Annotated in this window: 18 protein-coding genes, 1 tRNA gene and 1 pseudogene; 16 read left to right on the forward strand and 4 right to left on the reverse strand. The window is 57.7% G+C overall.

Annotation, left to right across the window (positions count from 1 at the left end):
• Window positions 1–135: 135 nt before the first annotated feature.
• Window positions 136–225: transfer RNA gene (locus tag IEN85_RS10595), tRNA-Ser, on the reverse strand.
• A gap of 317 nt (window positions 226–542) precedes the next feature.
• Window positions 543–1193: a bifunctional 4-hydroxy-2-oxoglutarate aldolase/2-dehydro-3-deoxy-phosphogluconate aldolase gene (locus IEN85_RS10600; protein WP_191617068.1), complete on the reverse strand. Its 651-nt coding sequence runs from the start codon at window positions 1191–1193 to the stop codon at window positions 543–545.
• Window positions 1194–1244: 51 nt separating this feature from the next.
• Here IEN85_RS10600 and IEN85_RS10605 point away from each other — a divergent pair, with 51 nt between their 5' ends.
• From IEN85_RS10605 to IEN85_RS10630, 6 genes are all read left to right on the forward strand, one after another.
• A complete protein-coding gene (locus IEN85_RS10605) occupies window positions 1245–1958 on the forward strand; it encodes an IclR family transcriptional regulator (protein ID WP_191617069.1) in 714 nt (237 codons plus the stop codon).
• Between the two features lie 174 nt (window positions 1959–2132).
• Window positions 2133–2570 carry a hypothetical protein gene (locus IEN85_RS10610; protein ID WP_191617070.1) on the forward strand — a complete coding sequence of 146 codons (438 nt, stop codon included), beginning with the start codon at window positions 2133–2135 and terminating at the stop codon, window positions 2568–2570.
• A 99-nt stretch (window positions 2571–2669) separates the two neighbouring features.
• Window positions 2670–3935 (forward strand): TolC family protein, encoded by a 1266-nt coding sequence (locus IEN85_RS10615; RefSeq protein ID WP_191617071.1) that lies wholly within the window; start codon window positions 2670–2672, stop codon window positions 3933–3935.
• 13 nt (window positions 3936–3948) lie between these two features.
• Window positions 3949–5073: an efflux RND transporter periplasmic adaptor subunit gene (locus IEN85_RS10620; RefSeq protein ID WP_191617072.1), complete on the forward strand. Its 1125-nt coding sequence runs from the start codon at window positions 3949–3951 to the stop codon at window positions 5071–5073.
• Window positions 5074–5078: 5 nt separating this feature from the next.
• Complete coding sequence (locus IEN85_RS10625) at window positions 5079–8246, forward strand: efflux RND transporter permease subunit (RefSeq protein WP_191617073.1); 3168 nt, start codon at window positions 5079–5081, stop codon at window positions 8244–8246.
• A gap of 41 nt (window positions 8247–8287) precedes the next feature.
• Entirely contained in the window at window positions 8288–8794 is a 507-nt protein-coding gene (locus IEN85_RS10630; RefSeq protein ID WP_191617074.1) for a hypothetical protein, read from the forward strand.
• Window positions 8795–8931: 137 nt separating this feature from the next.
• On the opposite strand, the gene IEN85_RS10635 is transcribed toward IEN85_RS10630, so the two are convergent.
• Window positions 8932–9207, reverse strand: coding sequence for a hypothetical protein (locus IEN85_RS10635; RefSeq protein WP_191617075.1), 276 nt, complete (start codon window positions 9205–9207; stop codon window positions 8932–8934).
• Between the two features lie 252 nt (window positions 9208–9459).
• Between IEN85_RS10635 and IEN85_RS10640 the strand changes: the two genes are divergently transcribed.
• The 10 genes from IEN85_RS10640 (at window position 9460) to IEN85_RS10685 (ending at window position 20555) form a co-directional block, all read left to right on the forward strand.
• Window positions 9460–10713: a DUF2851 family protein gene (locus IEN85_RS10640; RefSeq protein WP_191617076.1), complete on the forward strand. Its 1254-nt coding sequence runs from the start codon at window positions 9460–9462 to the stop codon at window positions 10711–10713.
• Window positions 10714–10818: 105 nt separating this feature from the next.
• Window positions 10819–12078: a transcription termination factor NusA gene (gene nusA / locus IEN85_RS10645; RefSeq protein WP_191617077.1), complete on the forward strand. Its 1260-nt coding sequence runs from the start codon at window positions 10819–10821 to the stop codon at window positions 12076–12078.
• A 70-nt stretch (window positions 12079–12148) separates the two neighbouring features.
• Window positions 12149–14659: a translation initiation factor IF-2 gene (gene infB / locus IEN85_RS10650; protein WP_191617078.1), complete on the forward strand. Its 2511-nt coding sequence runs from the start codon at window positions 12149–12151 to the stop codon at window positions 14657–14659.
• Window positions 14660–14758: 99 nt separating this feature from the next.
• A complete protein-coding gene (gene rbfA, locus IEN85_RS10655) occupies window positions 14759–15145 on the forward strand; it encodes a 30S ribosome-binding factor RbfA (RefSeq protein ID WP_191617079.1) in 387 nt (128 codons plus the stop codon).
• Complete coding sequence (locus IEN85_RS10660; protein WP_191617080.1) at window positions 15142–16149, forward strand: DHH family phosphoesterase; 1008 nt, start codon at window positions 15142–15144, stop codon at window positions 16147–16149. The genes rbfA and IEN85_RS10660 overlap by 4 nt, the downstream gene beginning before the upstream one ends.
• Window positions 16150–16153: 4 nt before the next feature.
• Entirely contained in the window at window positions 16154–16879 is a 726-nt protein-coding gene (gene truB, locus IEN85_RS10665) for a tRNA pseudouridine(55) synthase TruB (RefSeq protein ID WP_191617081.1), read from the forward strand.
• A 3-nt stretch (window positions 16880–16882) separates the two neighbouring features.
• Complete coding sequence (gene ribF, locus IEN85_RS10670; protein WP_191617082.1) at window positions 16883–17869, forward strand: riboflavin biosynthesis protein RibF; 987 nt, start codon at window positions 16883–16885, stop codon at window positions 17867–17869.
• 29 nt (window positions 17870–17898) lie between these two features.
• Window positions 17899–18660 carry a TlyA family RNA methyltransferase gene (locus IEN85_RS10675; RefSeq protein WP_191617083.1) on the forward strand — a complete coding sequence of 254 codons (762 nt, stop codon included), beginning with the start codon at window positions 17899–17901 and terminating at the stop codon, window positions 18658–18660.
• An 83-nt stretch (window positions 18661–18743) separates the two neighbouring features.
• The gene (locus IEN85_RS10680; protein ID WP_191617084.1) at window positions 18744–19583 is read left to right on the forward strand and encodes an NAD(+)/NADH kinase; all 840 of its coding nucleotides are present in this window, start codon (window positions 18744–18746) and stop codon (window positions 19581–19583) included.
• 15 nt (window positions 19584–19598) lie between these two features.
• Window positions 19599–20555, forward strand: coding sequence for a type II secretion system F family protein (locus tag IEN85_RS10685; protein WP_191617085.1), 957 nt, complete (start codon window positions 19599–19601; stop codon window positions 20553–20555).
• A gap of 341 nt (window positions 20556–20896) precedes the next feature.
• Here IEN85_RS10685 and IEN85_RS10690 read toward each other — a convergent pair.
• Window positions 20897–22330 (reverse strand): annotated as a pseudogene (locus IEN85_RS10690) (methyl-accepting chemotaxis protein); the annotation flags it as partial.
• Window positions 22331–22393: the final 63 nt, after the last annotated feature.

Here is a 22393-nt window from a genome sequence, read left to right on the forward strand (position 1 = left end):
TTCAGGTCCTGCGGACTCATGCTTCGCATGCCCCATCTCCAGTCGCTTCGCTCCTTTCGTCGAACCCCTTGAGGTTCTCATCCCTCCTTCACTGTGTGGAGGCGTTTTGCGACTCTCGGGCTGGAATGGGTTTCATGGCGGAGAAGGAGGGATTCGAACCCCCGGTGGAGTTACCCCCACAACTGATTTCGAGTCAGTCCCATTCGACCACTCTGGCACTTCTCCGACATAAAAATTGGTCATCAAACGTCGGATACCTGCAATTGCAAGGCCTGACTGGCAGTCCCATGGCGCTTCGCGCTGTCGTCGCTACGCTCCTCGGTATCGACCACTCTGGCACTTCTCCGACATTGAAAGATTCGGGATCAAAGGGTTCGCTGCGGGGATTGCAAGGCCTGTCTTGCGAAATCAGCGACAGCTTGCAAAACGAAAACGCCCCACCGCTTTATGGCTGGGGCGTTTCAATCGTTAATCACTCAATTATCGCTTACTGAGAAAGGGGTGAGGCGCGTCTGCGACCTCGAAAGCTTTCACGGGTTCCGCTAGGCTTTGGCCTCGGCGGCGATTTTAACGGCAGCTGCGGCTGTCGCTTCGATGCCGTCCCAGTCCTTTGCGGAAATGCGGTCGGTCTTGGCCAGCCAGGAGCCGCCGATTGCCGCTACGAGAGGCGAGGACAGGTAGGATGCCATATTGCCTTCGTTGAGTCCGCCCAGCGGGATGAAGCCGATGCCGAGGTGCTTGTAAGGCGCGGCCATGGTAGACAGGGTTTTCATGCCGCCGATCGACTCGGAGGGAAAGAGCTTCATGGTCTTGCAGCCAAGCTCCAGGGCTCGTTCGATGTCGCTTGGCGTCATGACGCCGGGAGCGAAGGGTAGTCCAACTTTGTCGGCGTACTCGATGATGCGGCTGTTCAGACCCGGGGCGACTCCGAACTGGGCGCCGGCCGCGAGGGCGGCGTCGACTTGCTCGGTGGTGAGAATGGTGCCAGCTCCAAGAAGGATGTCTGGGACGCCTTCGCGAATGGCGCGAATGGCGTCGAGGGCTGCGGGGGTGCGCAGGGTGAGCTCGATCGCAGTGATGCCGCCGCGTTGCAGCGCTTGCGCCATGGGGACCGCGTCAGCCGCGTCCTCGATGGCGATTACAGCTATGATACCGCTTTCGCGGATCTGGTCTTCGATTTTTTGAGTCAACATAATGGACAAATGTGTTTGAAATGCGGACGAGTAAGAGTCTTCATTCGTGTTATGTCAAAAGAAACACGCCAGCTCGCGACATCTCTTTTCAAAGGCTTGGATTTATTGTCTCTGCTTTCTGCGGAGCGCCAGGGTTTGGGTATTCAAGACCTGGTGGGTGCTATGGCATTGCCGCGCACCAGTTTGCTTCGTTTGCTGGACAGCTTGATCCATTATGGATTGGTGGCTCGCGGAGAGGATCGACGCTACATGGTGACCCAGGCTTTTCGCGAATGGCGCAAGGCGGACCCGGATCAGATGTTGCGGGATCGATATGCTCCTATGATGCGGCGGATCACGGACGACTTGGGCGAGATGACGACCATGGGACGCTTGTCCGGGCGCGAGTTCATGCACATACATTGCGAGGAGCCGGATTGCCGCGTGCGGGTGACACCACCGGTGGGGAGACGCTTCGCAATCGAGAAGATGGCAATGGGCAAACTCTTGTTGGGGGTACGCCCTGACCTGATACCGGAGGGAATGGGGGAGGACTACTTGGAGGAGTTGCGGAAGATCAAGAAGCAGCGTTTTGCCATGAACCTCGGCGAGTCGGAGGATGCCATCGTGGCGTGGGCGACGTGGTTGGGAGAGCCTTCGCCCTTGACGCCGCTCTTTGCCGTTACGTGGCCGGACTTTCGCTTTTCGGAAGAATCCTTGGAACGGGCGATTTACTTGCTTGAGCGGGAGAGCGAACGAGTGGGGCCGTTTCCACTTTTCGAGTAGGCGGATTATTTCGGAAGCGTTCGGCGAGCCGGAAATCGCTTTGGCCTTTTTGCAAACGGATTGCGCTGCGCTTTCGCAAGTGCTTGTCGATAAGGCAAATCGGGGGCGAGTTTGCGCAAAACGCTTGAACTTTTGCTGAATCGCTGCGTCTGATTTGCCGTTCTTATATCCGGTATGAATCGAATCGCTTGCATGCTTAGCCTTTTCGCCCTCGCTCTGAACATAGCGATGGGGTACTCGGGCAGCGTCTTGTTTTGCGAGCATGCATCGGGTGATTCCCACTTGGTTTCCCGTGGCGAGCATGCCTTTGAGGTGGCGGAGAAGACTTGTCACGATCACGATTCGATCCTGCTTCTCGATCCTTCGGTTCAGGATTGCTGCGATACTTGTATCGATGTGGAGATCGGCGGCGACGACTTGAAGGACCTGCAGCGCAGCTCCGGCCAAGATCGCATTTCAGCTCCAACGGTTGTTTCAGTCGAGTTCGCGGGATTCGATTTGGACGAGCACTACAGCGTCGCGTCGGCTTCTCTCTTGCCTGCTAGCAGAGCTCCGCCGTGCAGCGAGTCGCTTACTCGCTTACAGCTTAAGCGTACTGTATTGAGAATCTGATTACTCCTGTTGTTTAGCGTTTCCTTGGGGCTTTGTCGTCCGAAGGTGATGGGCTGCTTTTTGCAGCAGCGTTTTCGCTAACGTCAACAGGAGTTTCCTATGTCCAGATTTTCTTTATTCACTGTATTATTCGTATTCATTTTATCGATTCACGCCTCGTTGTCGGGGCAAGCCAAAGCGGAGCCAGGCCTTTCCCGGTCTGAAGTCGTGCGTATCGCCTTGCAAGGTAGCAAAAGCTTGCAGGCAGCCCGCACTCTAATCGAGCAAGCGGAGGCGAGGCGAAGCGGGGCAGGGCTCAGGTCGAGCCCCGAGCTGATGTTTGACTTCGCGACTGATGCCTTTTTCGAGGACGAGGGGCAGTCGTCGGTGGGCATTGCCTTGAAGCAACGCTTTCCGCTAACGAGGCGACTTTCCATTTTGAAGGATATTGCTGACGTCGAGATCGAGCTAGCCAAGGCGGAGGTGCGAAACCAAGAGCGATTGCTGGTGCGGGAGGTCGAGTTGTTGTGCAACGAGATCGCCTATCTCGACACTGAGTTAAGCCTGCGTCGATCCCTGGTGGAGAACGACAAGGAATTCGCGGATTTCGTGCAGTCACGAATCAAGACGGCGGAAGCTTCTCCCATCGAGGCCAATCAAGTCAGGATAGAGCTCTATATTCTCGAGCAGGAGATCGAGCACTTGGAGACTGACCGTAAGAAGCTGATCGATCGCTTGAGAGCCTTGATTGGCTACGAGGTGGGGGAGACGATTCACCTTTCGCATCGTCTTGATTTGGGAAGCAGCAAGCCTTTGTTTAGTGATTTTGGTATTGAAGACCTGGATACTCATCCGGAATATCAAATGCGTAGCTTGATGTTGGAGATCGCTGACAAGCGCGAATCGCTCGCTTTGGCCAACCGATGGGAGGACGTTTCCTTGGGGCTCGGGCTTGAGCAAGAGCGCTCGGTTGACCAGCCTATGGGGATTGGTACGGAGCGTTTTTTAGGTCTGAGCGTGTCGATTCCCTTGCCCATGAAGCGGCGTAACGAGAGCTCCCTCAAGGAAAGCGTGCTCGCTCGCCGGCAGATGGAAGAACTTCGCGATGCCGTTTCCCTGGAGCTCAGGAGCAAGGCCCGAGCCTCTCGGGAAGAGGCTGCTCACCTGTACCATCAATCCCGGGAATTCCAGGAGAAGATCACCGCTTTGGTGGAGATAAACCTAAAAGAAATGGCGGAAGCCTACGGAGCTGGGCAGGTGAGCCTGAACGAAGTTTTTCAGTCTCAAGGTCAAGGTCTCAAAATCCAGTCCGCCCATTTGCGAATGGTGCGGGACTACGAACAAGCCCTCGCGGAGTGGCGAGCGGCCGTTGCCAAGAACCTTTAGTATTTTATAGAGAATGAAGTTTAGCGCATTGATCGGGATCTCCTGCATTCTGGCCCAGCAATTGGGAGCTGCAGCGGGGGATTCGAACTTGATAATCTTGGACGCAACTGGCGTTCGTAACCTAGGTATTGAAACCGTCGAAGCTGTCGAACGGGACTTTGAGAGCACGGTGTTCGCCATTGGGCGAATCGAGGAGATCCCTTCCTCTCGCTCGGTGTTGTCCAGCCGAATTCCCGGGCGGATCGTGAGCCTGAGCGTCTTCGAAGGAGACTCTGTTTCCGAAGGGCAGATACTGGCCAAGGTCGAAAGTCGCCAGTTGGGCAATCCGCCGCCGACGATCGAGCTGAAAGCTCCTCAAGCAGGTCTGGTGGTGAATTCCCACGTGAGGCTTGGCCAGCCAGTGGAGCCAGACAGCGAGCTGCTCGACATATCGGACCGTTCTCGTATGTGGGCGGTAGCGAAGATTCCCGAGCAGGAGGCCGCTCAAGTAGAGCTGGGTTCCCTGGCCCATATTCGCGTCCCGGCCCTCGGGGGCGAGCTGATTGAGGCCACCTTGTATCGCTTTGGCGTAGATGCCGATCGCCAAGCGGGAGCGGTGGAAGGGATATTCGTTTTGGAGAATCCTGAGGGGAACCTGAAGCCAGGAATGCGAGCGGAGTTTTCCATTGTATTGGAAAAACGGAACAATGTGATGACGATCCCCCGGGAATCGGTTCAGGGAGACCCCTCCGGTCGGGTTGTCTTTGTCAGGGATTTCGAGCTGCCCAATGCCTTCGTGAGAGCTCCCGTCGTCTTGGGAGAGCAGAACGACCGTTTCGTGGAGGTGCTTGCCGGCTTGTTTCCGGGGGACGAGGTGGTGACGCGAGGTTCCTATTCGCTCGCTTTCGCGGGCGGGGGCAGCGGCATCTCGCTCAAGGAGGCTCTGGATGCGGCCCATGGCCACGAGCACAACGAAGATGGCTCCGAAATGACGCCAGAACAAAGGCCGGCTCGTCAAGGGGAGAAGGCTGGCGCTCACGGTCATGAGCACCATGGAGAAGTGGGCAGGTGGCTGTTGTTCTACGCGATTGGGATGACTGTTCTCTGCGCGTTTTTAGGGCAACGGCTCCTTGGTCGTTCCAAGCCAGGTAAGGGGTAGTTGCCATGTTGAATACATTGATACGCTTTTCGCTCGCGCAGCGATCCTTGGTCATTGCCTTTGCTTTGGTGGTGATGGTTTGGGGAGTCAAAACTGCCCGCGAGCTGCCGGTGGAAGTGCTGCCGGACCTGACCAAGCCGACGGTGACGCTGCTCACCGAGTCGCCCGGCTTCGCCCCCGAAGAGGTGGAAACGCTTGTTACCATTCCGCTCGAGAACGCTTTGATGGGAGTGACTGGGGTTTCTCGTCTGCGCTCTGTCAACGACGTGGGCCTGTCCCTCGTCTTCGTGGAATTCGACTGGGGCACCGACATCTATCAAGCGCGCCAGTTCGTGCAGGAGCGGATAACGGGGGTGACGGAGTCGCTGCCGGAGGGCGTGACGCCTTACATGACTCCGGTGGCATCCTTGATGGGCAACATCATGTTGGTTGGCATGTTCGATCCGACTGGGCAAACCGATCCGCGGGAGCTGCGCAGTCTGGCGGATTGGACGGTTGCCCGTCGGCTGCAGTCCTTGCCCGGCATTGCCGAAGTGCTGGCCATGGGGGGCGGAGTCAAGCAAGTGCAGGTGCAGCCGTTGCCGGATCGAATGTTGGCTTTAGGTGTAAGTTTCGAGCAAATACACGAGGCTGCCGGAAATGCGGTACGAAATTCGACGGGCGGTTTTCTGACGGAGTCGGCTCAAGAGATCATGGTGCGGAATCTGGCTATGACCACCGAGCTCGATGAGATAGGGGACACGGTTGTGAGCTACGAGAACGATCGACCTATTCGCCTGCGGGATGTGGCGAACGTCGTTTGGGATACGGAACCGATGCGCGGCGATGCCGGCCTTGGCACGAAGTTGGACGATGAGGGGGAACTTGATCCAACGGCTCCAGAAATGGGATACCCTGGGGTTATCCTCAGCGTCACTAAGTCTCCCGGTTTCGATACCTTAGCTCTTACGGATCAGGTTGAGGCGGCTATGGCTGGCTTGCGGGAAACGCTGCCGGAGGGAGTGCGTTTGGTTACGGTATACCGACAGTCGGATTTTATCGATTTATCCATTGGCAATCTGGAGGAGGCTTTGCGGGATGGAGCTATCATGGTAGCGGTCGTTCTGTTCCTGTTTTTGTTGAACATTCGTATCACCTTGATTACTTTGACAGCGATACCCTTGTCGCTTGGCATTACTGTAATTGTATTCGATATTTGGGGACTTAGTGTGAATTCCATGACCTTAGGTGGTTTGGCTGTTGCAATCGGCATGGTGGTGGATGACGCGATCGTAGATGTGGAAAACGTGTTTCGGCGCCTGCGGGAAAATGCGCGCAAGCAAAACCCTTTGTCGCGTCTGGAAGTGATTGCCCGAGCTTCGGCGGAGGTTCGCTCATCGATACTTTATGCGACGGTTTTGATTATCTTAGTATTCCTGCCCCTGCTTTCGTTGAGCGGATTGGAAGGTCGCTTGTTCTCGCCCATTGCGGTGGCGACTATGGTGAGCATGGCCGCATCCTTCGTGGTGTCCCTCACGGTTATCCCCGTCCTGTGCTCCTTCCTTCTCAAGCCGAAACCGGGCGGCGTTCACGGCGACGGTCCGGTAGCGAGAGGTTTGAAGTTTGTTTTTGAATACACGTGGCTTCGCTTTTCGCTCAGCCAGCCTTTTCTCGTTTTATTGCTGACCGGTGGTTTGCTTTATCTCGCTTACGCTTCCTTCTTGCAAATGGGAGGCAGTTTTCTCCCGCCTTTTCGGGAGCCTACCGTTTTGATCGCGACGACTACGGCGCCGGGAACCTCGCTCAAGCAAACGACGGAGTTGGCAAGGACTGCCCAGGATCTGCTGTTGCAGGTTCCCGAGGTGAAGACCGTGGGCTATCGCGTGGGGCGCGCGGAACGGGGAGACCATGTGGTTCCGGTTTCCACGGTGGAGTTCGACGTGGAATTTCGTGAAGCGTTTGGTCGACCGCGCGAAGAGGTCGTCGAGGAATTGCGAACGACGATGCGAGGGCTGCCTGGGACCTTCAGCGCGATGAGCGGCCCGCTTGCGGATCGGGTGGGGCACATGCTTAGCGGTGTCTCTGCCAAGGTCGCGGTCAAGGTCTATGGACCGGATCTGGGGGAGTTGCGACGCCTAGGGACGGAAATTGCGAATATCGCTCGTAGCATTCCGGGACTCGAGGAGGCGCGAATTGAACAGCAAGCTCCCATTCCGCAACTCAGGATCGAGGTCGACCGCAAGCGAGCCTTGGCCTACGGGGTGACTCCGGGCGAGTTGAACCAGCAACTCGCCGCCTTGATGGGAGGAGACGCGGTGGCCGAAATCTACGAAGGGCAGCGCGTGTACGACTTGGTGGTGCGTTTGCCCTTGGAGTGGCGGGAGTCGCCCGATCGCCTGGCAAGCCTCTACATCGACACCAAGAGCGGGCAGCGGATTCCCCTGAGCTACGTTGCGGACATCCGGCAAGCATCCGGTCCGAATGCAATTTTACGGGAAAACACGCTACGGCGTTTTGTGGTATCCATAAACCCGACGGTGGACGATTTGAACGCGGTGGTCGAAGCGCTGCAGGCCCGAGTAGGCGAGGAGATTGAAGTGCCTACCGGCTATGAAATCCGTTTCGAGGGCGAATACCAAGCTCAGCAGGAGGCCCGGAGGATGATTCTTATCACTTCGGCCATCGTGCTTCTAGTGATCAGCTTCTTGCTGTTCAGCTATTTCAAGGGAATGGGCTTCGTGGTGCTGGTGCTTACCATCGTACCGATTTCTCTCATCGGCAGCGTGCTCTACACTCGCTACACGCTCAACAACATCAGCATTGCGACCTTGGTGGGATTCATTGCGGTTGCGGGCATTGCGGCGCGGAACAATATCATGCTAATATCGCACTACTTGCATCTGATGAGGAACGAAGGAGAGACGTTTTCGCGAAAGATGGTGGTACGAGGAACGCTCGAGCGATTGATACCCATTCTAATGACAGCCATATCAGCGGGGCTGGCTTTGGTTCCTTTGGTGCTGGCGTCGAACGAACCGGGCAAGGAAATCCTGAATCCGGTCGCGGTCGTAATCGTAGGAGGCTTGGTCAGCTCGACCCTCTTGGGCTTAGGCGTGACCCCAGCCTTGTTTTTGAACTTTTGCCGCGGGGCTGCGGAAAAGTCGCTCCGTCTCAAGGCTGCAGCATCCGAGTGAATTTAAATCTCATCATGTATTCATTTAACAAGCACATAACTATGAAAAACAACATTAAGCTCCTTATCGCCGTTGCGGCTATTGCGACCCTTGGGCTCAGCGTCTCCAACGCCCAGCACCACGAACATGAATGGAAAGCCCCGAATGGAGGCCGTATCGTAACCGGAATCGAACCGCATGCTGAAGTCTTTGTAGGAGATGACGGGCTGGTAAAGGTCACGTTTCTCAGCGATGAAGGTGCTGTTCTTCCGCCCGGCAAGCAGCTTGTTACGCTTGTTGGCGGGAACCGCATGGATCCGATCCGATTGAGTTTCAAGAAGGACGGAGACTCCCTCGTGTCCGAGGAGAAGCTGCCCTTGGACAAGCCTATTCCAGTGGTGATGCAGTTTCAGCAGGACTACGGAGAAAAAACGCACCGGGAGCGTTTCCAATTGAGCATGTCCTCGTGTCCATCTTGCGAATACAAGGAGTATGCGTGCGCATGCCATGGCGAGGAAGATTCGAACGGACATGGGCACGAGCATGGAGAGCACGGGCACAGCCACTAGGCTTGTCGCCAGTTGTACTTCAAAAGCGAGGACGTCTTCAGGGGAAGGCGTCTTTTTTATGTGCGGCACCCGATTTGCGGGAGCGAACTCCTCGTTTTCCGCTCGATTTGCGGCAGGGCGCCGATTTTCCCGGCTCGCTAGCGCCGCCTCTGAGCGGCGGCAGCGTTTTTCTTCATGCGCCGCCAGATCCAGTAAAGGGCAAGGCCGACCCAGATCCACCAGGCTCGAACGAGGTTTTGCAGCATGACGCGGAAGACTGGTACGAGGATTACCAGAGCGGCTCCGGCGAGCAGTCCGATCCAGAGGGTCTTGCTTTTCAGGAAAGTGACAAGGCGCCCCGGCTGGGAGGAAGGCTTCTTTTCTCCTGGGAGTTCGTCGACGACTTCCCAGTCTGGATCGTTGTGAGGGGACATTAGCTGGGATTTGCAGTGAAAGAGGCTGCTGCGTCAATGTTTTGTAGGATTCGGAGCTTCGCGCTTGCGCAGTGCTGTATGAAGGGGGAGGGCGTTGCGCCGTTCCGCAAGCTGCGGGCCGCAGCATCGCATCAAGGCTACTTTGCTTAGCGTGTCCGCTAGGGGGCTCCCGGGAAGTCCCTTGGTGCAAAGAAAAGCTTGGTCGCGGGCGATTCTGCCTTAGGCTTTCAGGCTCCAACTCTTCTGTTACCCATGACCCACACCATCTACCCCTTATCCGTGGAGGAATTCCACGGCCCCTATGGGCCGTATCAAGTGAGCGAGCTGGTCTTGCAAAAGATCTGGCTGGAGCAGGCATTCGACGCCACTCGGCTGAGGGATCAAGAGGGGCGTAGCGTGAAAGTTGAGCACCCAGGCACCTGGAATCGACTGGAGGGGCCGGACTTCAGGGACGCGGTCTTGCTCGTCGACGGAGTTGAGGTGAGCGGAGACGTGGAAGTGCATTTCTCGCAGGCGGATTGGAAAGCCCATGGCCACGAGAGCGACCCTGCCTTCGATCGGGTCGTGCTGCACGTGCTTTATTACACTCCGGGAACGGGCTCCGAGGTGTCGCGAACGGTCTCCGGCAAGGCTTTGGCCACCGTGGCCCTGTTGCCTCTGCTTTGGTATTCCTTGGAGGAATATGCCGGGGAGGATTCCTTGATTGCCTCCACGGGCGTGGACTTGCGACCAGAGGTTGGAACCTTGCTCAACTTATCCCTTGCGGAGAGAAAGCGACGGCTGGTGGAGCTGGCATTGCGCCGCTGGAAAATGAAGGTCCACTACGCCGCCCAGCGGATCGAGAGCCTAGGGTGGGAGGGCGCTTGCCACCAGAGCGCGTTGGAAGTGATGGGCTTTGCCCGCAATCGGGTGCCGATGCTGATGATCGCGGAACGTCATGGGCTGCAGGACTTTGCCAGTGGAAGGCTATCGGTCGACGCGCTCATGGAAGTAGGAGCTGAGCGCTGGCGCTTCAGCGGTTGCCGACCTGCCAACCAACCGCGTCTGCGGCTGCAGCAATACTTGCAGTGGGTAGCGTCGGCTGCGGATTGGCCGGAGCGGCTGGCGGGTTTGGTTACGGAGCTGGAAAGCCATGCCCTCTCTCCCGAGGACCCGAGCTGGGGAAGCCTGGCCCAGCGCCAGCGCTTGGGGGTTGCCGCGGCTCGGAAGCGGGTGGGCGAGGAGATCCTCAGGGAGAAGATTGGTGGACAGAAGGCGGATACCCTGCTGTGCGACGCGCTTTTCCCCTTGTTATCGGCGCGGAGAGCCTGGGACGGCTTCGCCTTGTGGTTTCATTGGAACGCCGGAAATGGTCCGGCCTCCTGCGTGGAGGCCTTGCGTCTGCTGCAGGTTTTGGATCGCGGGCAGACTCCCATGGGCAATGGTTGGCTGCAGGGGGTTCTGGGGGCGAAAACGCTCTCTAATAGAGGCGAGAAAGGGGACGGCCGCTTCCAAGCACACGCTTGACTTTCTCAATGGCGGGAAATTTAGTGCCCGCTTCACAATTTCAATTATTTTTTGAAAGTGGGTCGTCGACCCGCTTTTTTTTTCAAGTAAGCACCAACTTCCAAGATGAGCAGCGAAATTCTTTCAGTCCTTGAGTACATGGAAAAAGAGAAGGGGATCGGTCGTGAGGACATGATCTCCGCCATTATTACGGCGATCAAAAACGCCGCAGCCAAGGGCGTGAACGCTGGCCAGGAGCTCAAGATCACCATCGACCCACGTCATGGCAAGATGCACGCTTGGGCCCTGCTCAACGTGGTTGATTCCGTAAGCGACCCGAAGACGGAAATCTCTCTGGAGAAAGCGCGTCAGATCGACGACGAGCTGAATATTGGTGACGTTTTCGAAAAGGAGATCGATCCTGCCTACCTTGGACGAATCGCGGCTCAGACGGCTCGCCAAGCCATCATGCAACGCCTGCGCCAGTTCGAGAAGGAGCGTATCTACGACGACTTCAAGGATCAGGTCGGCGACATCGTGAGCGGCATCGTCCGCCGCCGCGAGCGCGGCGACTTGATCGTAGATCTCGGCAAGGCCGAAGCCATGATGCCTTCCCGCGACCAGGTTCCCGGCGAAGACTACTCTCCCGGCGAGCGCATCCGCTGCTTCCTTCTAAAGATAGAAGCGACCAATCGCGGTCCCGAGCTCATCCTTACTCGCTCCAACCCGAAGTTCGTGCTTCGTCTCTTCGAACTCGAAGTGACAGAGATCGCGGACGGAACGGTAAAGATCGAAGCCTACTCCCGCGAGCCTGGTTACCGCACCAAGATCGCCGTGACTTCGGATGATCCTAAGGTCGATCCAGTGGGCGCTTGCGTGGGCGCTCGCGGCGCTCGCGTGAAGAGCATCGTTCGCGAGCTCGGCGGCGAGAAGATCGACATCATCCGCTACTTCGAAGATCCGAAGGAGATGGCCTTGGAAGCTCTCAAGCCGGCAATTCCGCGTGCCGTCCACATGGACGAGCGCAACCGCCGCATCACCATCGAAGTGTCCGAGGACGATCTCGCGATCGCCATTGGGCGCAAGGGGCAGAACGCCCGCCTGACTTCCAAGCTGGTTGGCTGGAAGATCGATATCATGAAGGAAGAGGTCAAGGAGGTCTCCATGGAGACTAAGCAAGCGGAAGCTGCCCAAGGCCTCAACCAGATCGAAGGGATCGACGCCGCCACCGCGGAGCGTTTGGTCAACAACGGTCTCATCAGCCCCGAGCTCTTCCTTGACGTCGAGGACGAAGACTTGGTTGAAATGGGATTCTCCGCTGAAGAGGCGGCAGACATCCTCGCTAAGGTGACTCAGTTCCTCCAGTCGCAGAACATCTCATCTTAACCGGCACTTCCCCCCTACAAGGCCACCATCGTTTACTTCTTATTTTATATAGCGACACACATTTCCCTGCATGAGCGTTAGAATTTACCAGTTGTCCAAAGAAATCGGTATGGAGAACGCCGAGCTTATCGAGTTGCTGCGCGAGCGCGGCTTCGAAGTTAAGAGCGCGTCCAGTACGGTCGACAACATCTCCGCCGAATCCCTCCGCGAGGAGTTCGCAAACCAAACCTCTGCAAGCGAAAGCGATTCAGACCAAGGTGCTTCGGAACCCGAGGCGGAAGAGCCCAAGGCTCCAGAGCCTCCATCGGCGCCGGACCTCGCGTCCTTCGTGCGTAGTCCAGAGGACATCGCTCGCGAGAAGGAAGAAGCGAAGAAAGCTGCCGAAGCGGCTGCCGCTCCCAAGCCTGTCGCGCCTCCCGCGCCTCCGGCTCCCAAGCCCGTCGCTCCACCGTCGCCCGCGGCTCCGCCCCGTATGGCTCCGCCGTCCGGTCCAGCTCCGGTCGCTCCCCCATCCGCCAAGAAACCGGCCCCTGTGGCTCCTCCTCCTGCGGCAAACCCGGGAGTACGTCCCGCGCCCTCGGCTACGCCTCCGTCGCCGCCGCCTGTCAAGGCTCCGGTTCCCGTAAAGGCTCCTGCGCCTGTCGCTCCTCCTGCGGCGTCTGCTCCCAAGGCCCCGCCAGCGCCTCCCGCTCCGCCGAGCCTAGGAGGCCCGCCCAAGCCGCCTACGCCGGCAGCCCCCGGCGCGGTCGCTCCTCCATCCGAGGCCAAGCCCGAGAAGGCTGCCGATGCCGGAGACCCGGACGAGATCAAGCAAATCACCTTGAAGCCGCCTATCGTGGTGCGCGACTTCGCCAAGGAAATTGGCGTGAAGCCTTTCAAGCTCATCTCCGAACTGATGGAAATGGGTATCTTCGCCTCTGTTAACCAGAGCCTCGAAGAGGACGTTGCCAGCACTTTGGCCGCGAAGCACGGTTTCCTCCTGGAGATCCGCCACCGTGGTGAAGGAAACAAGGCCAAGAAGAAGCAGGCTGCCGCTCCGGTCGACGAAGCAGAGCAGCTCGAGCACCGTCCGCCAGTCGTTTGTATCATGGGTCACGTCGACCATGGTAAGACCTCCTTGCTCGACTACATCCGCAAGGCCAACGTCACCAAGGGCGAAGCGGGCGGCATCACCCAGCACATCGGGGCCTACCAGATCGAGCACAACGATCACAAGATTACCTTCCTCGACACTCCCGGCCACGAGGCGTTCAACTCCATGCGTGCCCGCGGCGCGGACGTAACGGACATCGCTATCCTAGTGGTTGCGGCGGACGACGGTTTCAAACCACAGACCGACGAAGCTCTCAAGTTCATCCAAAAGTCCGGCGTGCAGCCGATCGTGGCGATCAACAAGATCGATACGAAGGGAGCCAACGTGGACAAGGTGAAGCAGCAGATGCAGGAACGCGGCATCGCCTCCGAAGATTGGGGCGGTCAAACAATTTGCGTAGAGTGTTCCGCCATCAAGGGAACCGGCGTCGAGGAGCTCTTGGACATGATTCTGCTCCAAGCTGAAGTTCTCGAATTGCAAGCCAACCCAAAGAAGCCCTCGACCGGTATTGTCATCGAAGCTTCAGTGGAAGTGGGACGCGGTCCAACTGCTACCATCATCGTGCAAGCAGGTACTCTCAAGGTGGGTGACGCGCTCGTTTGTGGAGCTGCCTCAACGAAAGTGAAGGCTATGCTCGACGAGAACGGCAAGCAGGTGAAAGTCGCTCCGCCATCCACTCCCGTTCGCGTTATCGGTTGGTCCAGCACTCCAGATTGCGGCGACCAATACGAGACGGTGAAGAACGAGAAGGTGGCCAAGTCCAAAGCCGCGGAGAACGAGATCGAGATCAAGGCCGAGCTGGCTGCCATGGAAGACGAGGCAACGGCTGGCATGACTCCGCAGGAAAAGCTCTTTGCAGCGATCGCCAAGACGCAGAAGAAGACGCTTCGCCTGATCGTGAAGGCGGACGCCTTCGGTTCTCTGGAAGCGATCTGCCAGGCCCTCAACGCGATCGAAAGCGAAAAGGTCGCTCTCGAGATCATCGGCAAGGGGGTTGGCGTCATCAGCAAGAGCGACGTGGAGAAGGCCGCCGCGGGCGACGCGGAAGTCATCGGCTTCAATGTTCGTTCCGACAACGGGGTGCAGGCAGTGGCCAAGAACAAGGCGGTTAAGATTTCCGCCTTCCAGATAATCTACGAGCTGGTGGACCGCGTTCGCGAGGACATGATCGAAATGCTCGATCCGGAGTTCCGCGAGAACAAGATCGGCGCCGCGGAAGTTCGCGCCGTGTTCCCGATCGCCAAGGGCTTCGTGGCCGGTTGTTTGGTTACGGAAGGTCGCGTTTCTCACGGAGCCAACGCTCGCGTCCTGCGCCGCAACAAGGTCATGCACGACAGCAAGGTTCAGACCCTGCGCCGCGTGAAGGACGACGTGAAGGAGGTTCGCGCCGGTACGGAGTGCGGTATCCAGATCGAGAAGTTCAACGACTACAAGGCGGGGGACACCATCGAGATCTACGAAGTGCACGAGGTTCGCGCCGCGCTATAAGCTACAGTTTAACGAGTGTAGGAGCGACCTGGGTCGCGAAGACTGTTTTCCACAAAAAAGCTGTTTCGCGACCGGGGTCGCTCCTACCGTTTCCAGATCATGAGCAATCGAAAAGTTAGAGTCGGCGAGTTGGTCAAACGCGAGATCAGCGACATCCTGCACACTCGTTTCAAGACTAGCGCCGTACTGATCACCATCACGGAAGTCGACGTCTCGCCGGACAACAAGAACGCGCTCGTCTTCTATTCCGTGATCGAAGCAAACGGCTTCACCCGCAAGAAGGCCCAGCAGTTCTTCGCCAAGAACAGTTCCATGTTCCGACGCGAGCTGGGCAAGCGCATTGTGCTCAAGTTTCTGCCGGCCTTGACCTTTGCCTTCGACGAGAAGAACAGGGCGGCAGCCATGGTGAACGAGTTGATTGACGAGCTAGTCGAGCCCGAGAGCGAGACGAGCAAGTCCGAGGATTCCTCGAAGCCAGACGCATGAGCTATTTCCCGCAGTTGGCCGAGCGCTTCAGCGAACTCTTCGCCAGCATCGCGAACGACAGGGTCTTGGTTCTCGGTCATGCCCGTCCAGACGGTGACTGTATCGGCGCCCAGTTGGGGTTGGTCAGGTTGCTGCGTTCGGAAGGGGTAGATGCGGTGGCCTACAACGCTGACCCCGTGCCAGACGCGCTTTCATTCCTCATGGAGGAAACCGGTATCGAAAAATTCAGCGCCGAAGCGTTGGACGGTAGCTCGCTGCTCTTCGTCGATTGCGCGGACGAAGGTCGGATCGGACCGAAATCGAGCAAGCTGATCGAGGGGAGCAATTATCTCGGCAATATTGATCACCACATTTCGAATACAAATTTCGCTCATTTCAATTTGGTGGAGCCGACCAGCGCGGCGACCTGCGAAATCATCGCGGGGCTCGCTTTCGATTTCGGTTGGGATGTCGATCCGCTGACGGCCCAGTGCCTGCTCACGGGTATCATGACCGATACCGGCCGCTACTCTTATGCGGCAACTACGAGCCGCGTCTTCGAACTGAGCGCCCGCTTGGTGGATTGCGGAGCTCGTCCGGTAACCACCGCTCAATCGCTTTACGAGAACGAGCCCATGTGCCGTTTGGAATTGTTGCAGCGTTTCCTCGCCACCTTGACGACCCGTTGCGACGGGAAACTGGGAACGGGCTATGTGCTGCATAAGGACTTTTTGGATACAGGGGCCAAGTACGAGCACACGGAGGGATTCGTGGACTTCACCCGTTCGATTGAGGGCGTCAAGATTGGCGTCTACTTCGAAGAGAAAAAGTCGACCGTGAAGGGAAGTTTCCGCGCCGAGTCTGCCGCGTATCGCGTGGACAAGCTGGCTCGTCAATTCGGTGGAGGCGGACACGCCTGCGCCGCTGCGTTCAGCACGGACGCGTCCTTGGACGAGATTCAACCCAGAGTTTTCGCTGCCATCGAGCAGCGCCTTGCGGAAGTAGAGCAGGGGATAGACGTTTAGAACAATGGAACAGAAAAGAGATCTTGAAGGCGTTTTGCTAATCGACAAGCCCACTGGGATGACATCCCACGATGTGGTGGACCAGGTGCGCCGGAAATTGAGAATGAAACGAATCGGCCACGCGGGAACCTTGGACCCGATGGCCACTGGACTTCTTATTATCCTCGTGGGCAAGGCGACGAAGCTCTCGCAATACTTGATGAGTTTGGACAAGACCTATTCCGGCACGATCAAGCTTGGGGAGTCGACCAATACCCAAGACGCAGACGGAGAGATCACGGTCACCAAGCCGCTGCCGGAGGGCCTCACTCAGTTGAAGGCCCAGTTCGCCATGAGCGATTTCGTGGGCGACCAGTACCAGACGCCACCGATGTTCTCGGCCGTTAAGATCAAGGGGCAGCGCCTCTACAAGCTCGCTCGGAAAGGGCAGGAAGTGGAGCGCGAACCCCGCTTTATCCGCGTATCCAAATTTGAGATCACTCGTTTCGATCTTCCCGAAATCGACTTTACGCTCGATTGCTCGAAGGGCACCTACGTGCGTACCTTGGCCAACGATTTCGGCGAAAAGCTCGGTTGCGGCGCGCACTTGACGGCTCTGCGCCGCGACGCCTCGAACGATTTCGATACCTCGCGAGCCCTGCCTCTCGACACCTTCAAGGAGATGGAAATCTCGGAGATCGAGAAAAAGCTGATTCCAGCTCACGAGGCAATGCCCGAGAATCGTCTCTAGCTTTTGAATACGAAGATGGGCAGGACCTTGCAGTACGAAACGTTAAAGTCGGCGAATTACGCTGCCGACTGTCCTGTTCATCTCGCCATCGGCATGTTCGATGGGCTTCATCGTGGCCATCAGTTGGTCATCGAATCGGCGAAAAAAGCTGCCAGCGCCAGCGGCGGCGTTTGCGGGGCCCTCACGTTTTGGCCCCATCCTAGCCGATTGTTTCGCCCCGACGACCCGGCTCGCATGATTCTGAACCCCGAGCTGAAGCGTCTCGAGTTGGCCAAGCTTGGCTTGGACTTTATCGTGGAAGAGCCTTTTACCCGTGAATTCGCAGCCATCGAGGCGGCGCAATTCCTCGCTCACTTGAAGTCGGAAGTGCCGTCGCTGTCGTCCGTGCACGCGGGCGAGAATTGGCGGTTCGGCAAGGGACGCACCGGCGATATGACCGAGTTGCAACGTCAAGGTGAGACGACGGGTGTAGACGTGAACGCGGTTCCCTGCCTGGACTCCGGATCGGAAAGGGTTAGCAGTACGCGTATCAGGAATCTGCTGACGACCGGAAACCTTTGCGAAGCGAATGAGCTTCTCGGCTACCATTATTACAGCATCGGCACGGTGACGCAGGGGAAGCGAATGGGGCGGACGATCGATGCGCCTACCTTGAATCTTCCTTTCGAGGGCGACCTCAAGCCCGCTTACGGGGTTTATGCAGTGAGCGTATCGGACGTGTCCTTAGGGCATGAATACAAGGCTGTCGCCAACTTTGGACTGCGTCCTACGGTAGAGATGACGAACAAGCCTCTGCTGGAAGCTTACCTGCTGGAAAAATGCCCCTTCGACTACGGACATCGCCTCAAGGTGGTTTGGCATGCGTTTTTGCGTCAGGAGCAGAAGTTCGCGGGTGTCGACGAACTGAAACGTCAGATCGCCAAGGACGTGGAGGAAGCGAAGGCGTTTTTCGGTAGGAGCGACCTTGGTCGCGAGGGAGGGGCAAGCTAAATCGCGACCAAGGTCGCTCCTACCAACTTATGTCTAAAAAGAAAAGACTCGACGAAATCGTCTTGGAGCGTGGGTTTGCGAGCTCTCGCAGCGAAGCGAAGGCTTTGATCATGACCGGTAAGGTACGGCTCGGCACGGAGCGACTCACCAAGGCCGGTACCAAGTACGAGGAGGACATCGAGATCGAAGTGGAAGCGGGCCAGCGATTCGTGGGAAGGGGAGGAGAGAAGCTGCTTGGGTGGATCGAGACTTTTGGCTTGGATTTTGAAGGCTGCCAGGTCTTGGACGTGGGCGCCTGCACGGGCGGTTTTACGGACTGCGCCCTGCAGCACGGAGCAGCCGGCGCCACTTGCGTGGATGTAGGGTACGGGCAACTACACATGAAGCTGCGCAACGACGAGCGGGTAACGAATCTCGAGAAGACGAACGCTCGCCATTTGACCGCCGAACTGTTGCCGCGTGCGGACTACGATCGCATGGTGATGGATCTCTCTTTCATTTCGCTCAAGACGGTCTTGCCCTGCGTATGGCCTTTCCTCAGGGAAGGTGGGATATTGGTGGCGCTGGTTAAGCCACAGTTTGAAGTGGGCAAGGCGATTGCCGACAAGTTCAAGGGAGTGATTCGCGATGAGAACGCTCGAGCGAAGGCGATGGAAGACGTGAAGCGGTTTGCTCTGGAGGAGCTTGGGGGCGCGGAATACGTGGGAGAGATGGTTTCGCCCATCAAGGGTGGCGACGGTAACGTGGAGTTCTTGTTGGGACTTCGAAAAGGGGTGGCCGAGGCCAGCTGAGCAGAGGGAGACTAGCCTGGCGAGCAATCAGCTTTAGCGGTTGAAAATCAGCAGCTTATTCCTTTGATGCAAATACAGCCCCTATGAATTCCATCAAGCAGCTAGGATTTGTGGTCAACGGCTCCAAATCGGGGTCGCAAGAGCTGGTGGATCGTTTGGCCGCCATCGCCAGCGAATTGGGAATTGAGTCGCGTCGCATAACGGGCTTTCCGGTCCCCCAGGGAAGCCTCAAGGGGGTTGACGCCTGCTGCGTGGTGGGCGGCGACGGTACCTTCCTCAGCGCGGCGGCGGAAGCGACCCTGCGGCAGATACCGGTTATCGGGGTCAATCGCGGCACGCTGGGCTTTCTCACCACTTATACTGCGGAGGAAATCGAGTCGCTTTTCCCCTCGGTCCTAGCTGGCGAGTTCAAGGTGCAAGGGCGTTCCCTATTGGAGTGCTCGGCCCATGGCGACCACCTGGACTTGGCTCTCAACGACGTGGTCATCAAGGCGGCGGATTCGAGCCGTATCATCCACATCAACGTCTTCGCCGACGACGAGTTCGTGACGACCTATGTTTGCGACGGACTCATTTTTGCAACCCCCACCGGATCGACAGCTTATACCTTGTCGGCCGGCGGGCCTTTGATGCATCCCGATTCCGAGGCGATTTCCTTGACGCCGATTTGCCCGCATACGCTGAGCAACCGCTCGATCATCTTTCCTAGCAACGTGAAGTTGCGCATCGAAAACGCGAAGCCCGGCCAGCGATTGCTGGTAGCCTTGGACGGTCAGCGTAACCTAAACATTTTGGAGGAAAGTTCGCTTGGCGTTTCCGTATCGGAGAAACGCCTACAAATCGCCCAGAAGCTCGACTATTCCCATTTCAACGTGGTTCGCCACAAGTTGAAGTGGAGCGGTGGATACGCGGGCGAAGCCTGATGGGATAAGACGCCGATGGCTGCTGTTTCGGACAAGCGTTTAGCCGAGTGGCTGGAACAGGTAGCGGATGGCTTGGATGCAGGGATGCAAGCGTCCAATGCGGTCGCTTTGGCGGAATCGCTTCCATCGGCGGCGAGCGAAAATTTGGAAGCCGCCTTTCGGAACGGAGACGGTTGGGGGGATTCGCTTGAGTATTCGCAGCTGCCCTTTTCCTTTGCAGAACTCTCGATCATGCGGGCTTCCGAATTGTCGGGACGGCTGCCTTCGGCGATGCGACGGATCGCGGCATCGCGCAGGGAAATGGGCAAGGTGAAGCGTAGAATGCTACTGGCTCTCGCTTATCCCGTCTTCATTCTGCATTTTGCTGCGGTCGCATTCGCTATCCCGTATTTGGTTAATGGCGACGCGGCTGCATTCCTGGTCGCTTCCGGAATGGTGGTGGTGCCCATTTGGTTAATTGCGCTCTTCATGTTTGCGGGGGCGAAGCTGTTCCCGGGCGCGGCGAAGGCGGTTTCGCGTTCCTTGCCGGTCTTCTCCCGCTACCGCCGCAACTGGGATGCGGGCACTTTGTGCGAGGTGTTGGCTTCGGGGTTCGCGGCGGGCATGGATGTGACCCGCTCTTGGGAAATCGCCGCCAATGGGGCAGATAGTCCGCGGCTTTATCGTTTGGCGAATTCAGTGGTGGAGAGCGTTTCCGCTGGTGGTAAGGCAAGCGAGGCCATCGCGGCGGCGGGCAAGCTGGCGCCCAAGGGATTCCTGCAGTTGTACAAAAGCGGAGAGGAAACGGGCAACTTGGAGGAAAACCTCGAAGCGGCTGCGAAACGCTACTTCACCGATGCAAAGAACCAGCTTTTCCTAGCGAGCATGCTGTATCCAAAGCTGCTACTCGTCGGGATTTTTGGATACGTTGGATATCGGATCGTGAGCTGGGTGAGCGACTACTTCGAGGAGCTTTCCAAGATCAACGTTTAGAGGGCCGCCTTGCGCTGCCTCGATTTGGGAGAGAACCAGCAAAGAGCTGATTTAAAGACATGCCCTAATTCCAGATCAGATCCTCTTCTTGGATGCGATTCGATGCCTTGCTTGTCGTTTGTTAGGTCTTGGTTAAGTGGCGTGTCCTGCTGGAACTCGCTTGTCTTCAAGCCGGATTGCAGGGCGAGCTGATGGATCGCGCACTGCATGTTCTTGGCCTGGCTGTGCAGTTCTTCCGCAGCGGTGGCGGTTTGCTCGGTCGAACTGGACGCTCCCAAGACCACTTGCTCTTGGGCCCGTACGGCGCTTTGGATTTCCAGGATAGCGGATAACTGGTTCTGGGAAGCTTGGTCGATTTTGGTGACGACGTCGTCGACCTCGCGCACCTTGCCGACGATGCGTTCCAAAACGGAGCCGACCTTGCCTGAGATGCTGGTTCCGTTGTGGGCCCGCTTGATGGAGTCCTCGATCTTTTGCGTGGTGTCGCGGGCAGCTTGGGCGGAGCGTTGGGCGAGGCTGCGTACCTCGTCGGCCACGACGGCGAAGCCAGAGCCTGCCTCGCCAGCTCGGGCAGCTTCGACAGCGGCGTTGAGGGCGAGTATATTGGTTTGGAAAGCGATTTCGTCGATGGTCTTGATGATGGCGGAGATCTCGTCGCTGGAGGTGCGTATTTCGTTCATCGCTGACTGGAGGCTCACCATCTCCTCGAGAGATTCGTCGACCATGGTGCGGGCGTCCGCCGTGATGGTATTGGCGTCGGCAGCCAGTTTTCCGTTTTCCTGGGTGATGCCGGTGATGTTTCCCAAAATGTCGTTGGTGTGGGAGAGGGAGGTGGATTGCTCGTTGGCGGCTTCGGCCATTGAGACCGAGGCTTGGGAGACCTGGCTGGATGCGGTGGCGACTTCGTCGACGCCGGTGGTGAGCTGCTCTACGGTTTTCCTGAGGGCCTTCGAAGTGCTGGCGGCCAACCAGTAGGAGGCCGCAAGGGTGAGCAAGATGAGACCTGCCGCGGTGCCGAGCAGGAAGAACATCTTCGAACTGCCGGCTGCCGCGATGTTTTGCGAGCTCTGCCGAACGGAGTCGGCGATGTTGTCCTCCACCTCTTTCATCAGATCGATCTTTGCGGTGATGGCGGCGAACCAGTCCTCGGGACGTACCCCGAAGCTACCGGTGTCCGCCTTTTCGAAGGCCAGTTCCTCCCAAGCTGCGACCTGCTCGACCGCGGGACCTCGCACCGTGTCGGCGTAGAATTCCTCGTGTTCCGGGCGAGCGAAGGCGTGGAAGCTGGCGAGGTAGCTCGCTTGGTTCGCGAGTACGGTGCAGTAGCGCTTGTAGAAATCGCCTTGGAACTTGTCGGCGCCGAAGGCGTTGCTCAACACGGCCCGTTCGATGCCCATGTTTTCCTTGGCTCGCAGGAAGTTGCTGTAGCTGACGAGCAAGAGCGAGATTTCGGATTCGTTCGTTAGCTTGGCAGAGGTATCGATGACCTGCAGGAAACTGGTGATTAGGGCGGTATACTGGCTTACGGCTTGGCCGCCCTTGACCTCCAGCTCCAGCACCTTCTGGCGCAGTTGGGGAACGCCGGCCATCCTTTGGGTCGCTTCTCGCAGGGCGGCGTGGAATTCGGGCGGTTGCTTGCTGAACTCGTGGGCGTCGAGGGCGGCTTGCAGGGTTCTTACCGCTTTGTTTGTATCGGAATGCTGGGTACGGATTTCCTGGGAGAACTTCTTTCCCGCGGAGCCGAGGTAGCCAGCCGAACGGCCGCGTTCCTTTTGCCATTCGTGTATCGCTCCGGCAATTACGGTTCCGAGCTCGGTCAATTCCTCGACTGATTCAAT

Source organism: Pelagicoccus enzymogenes, from assembly GCF_014803405.1.
GTDB classification, from domain to species: domain Bacteria; phylum Verrucomicrobiota; class Verrucomicrobiia; order Opitutales; family Opitutaceae; genus Pelagicoccus; species Pelagicoccus enzymogenes.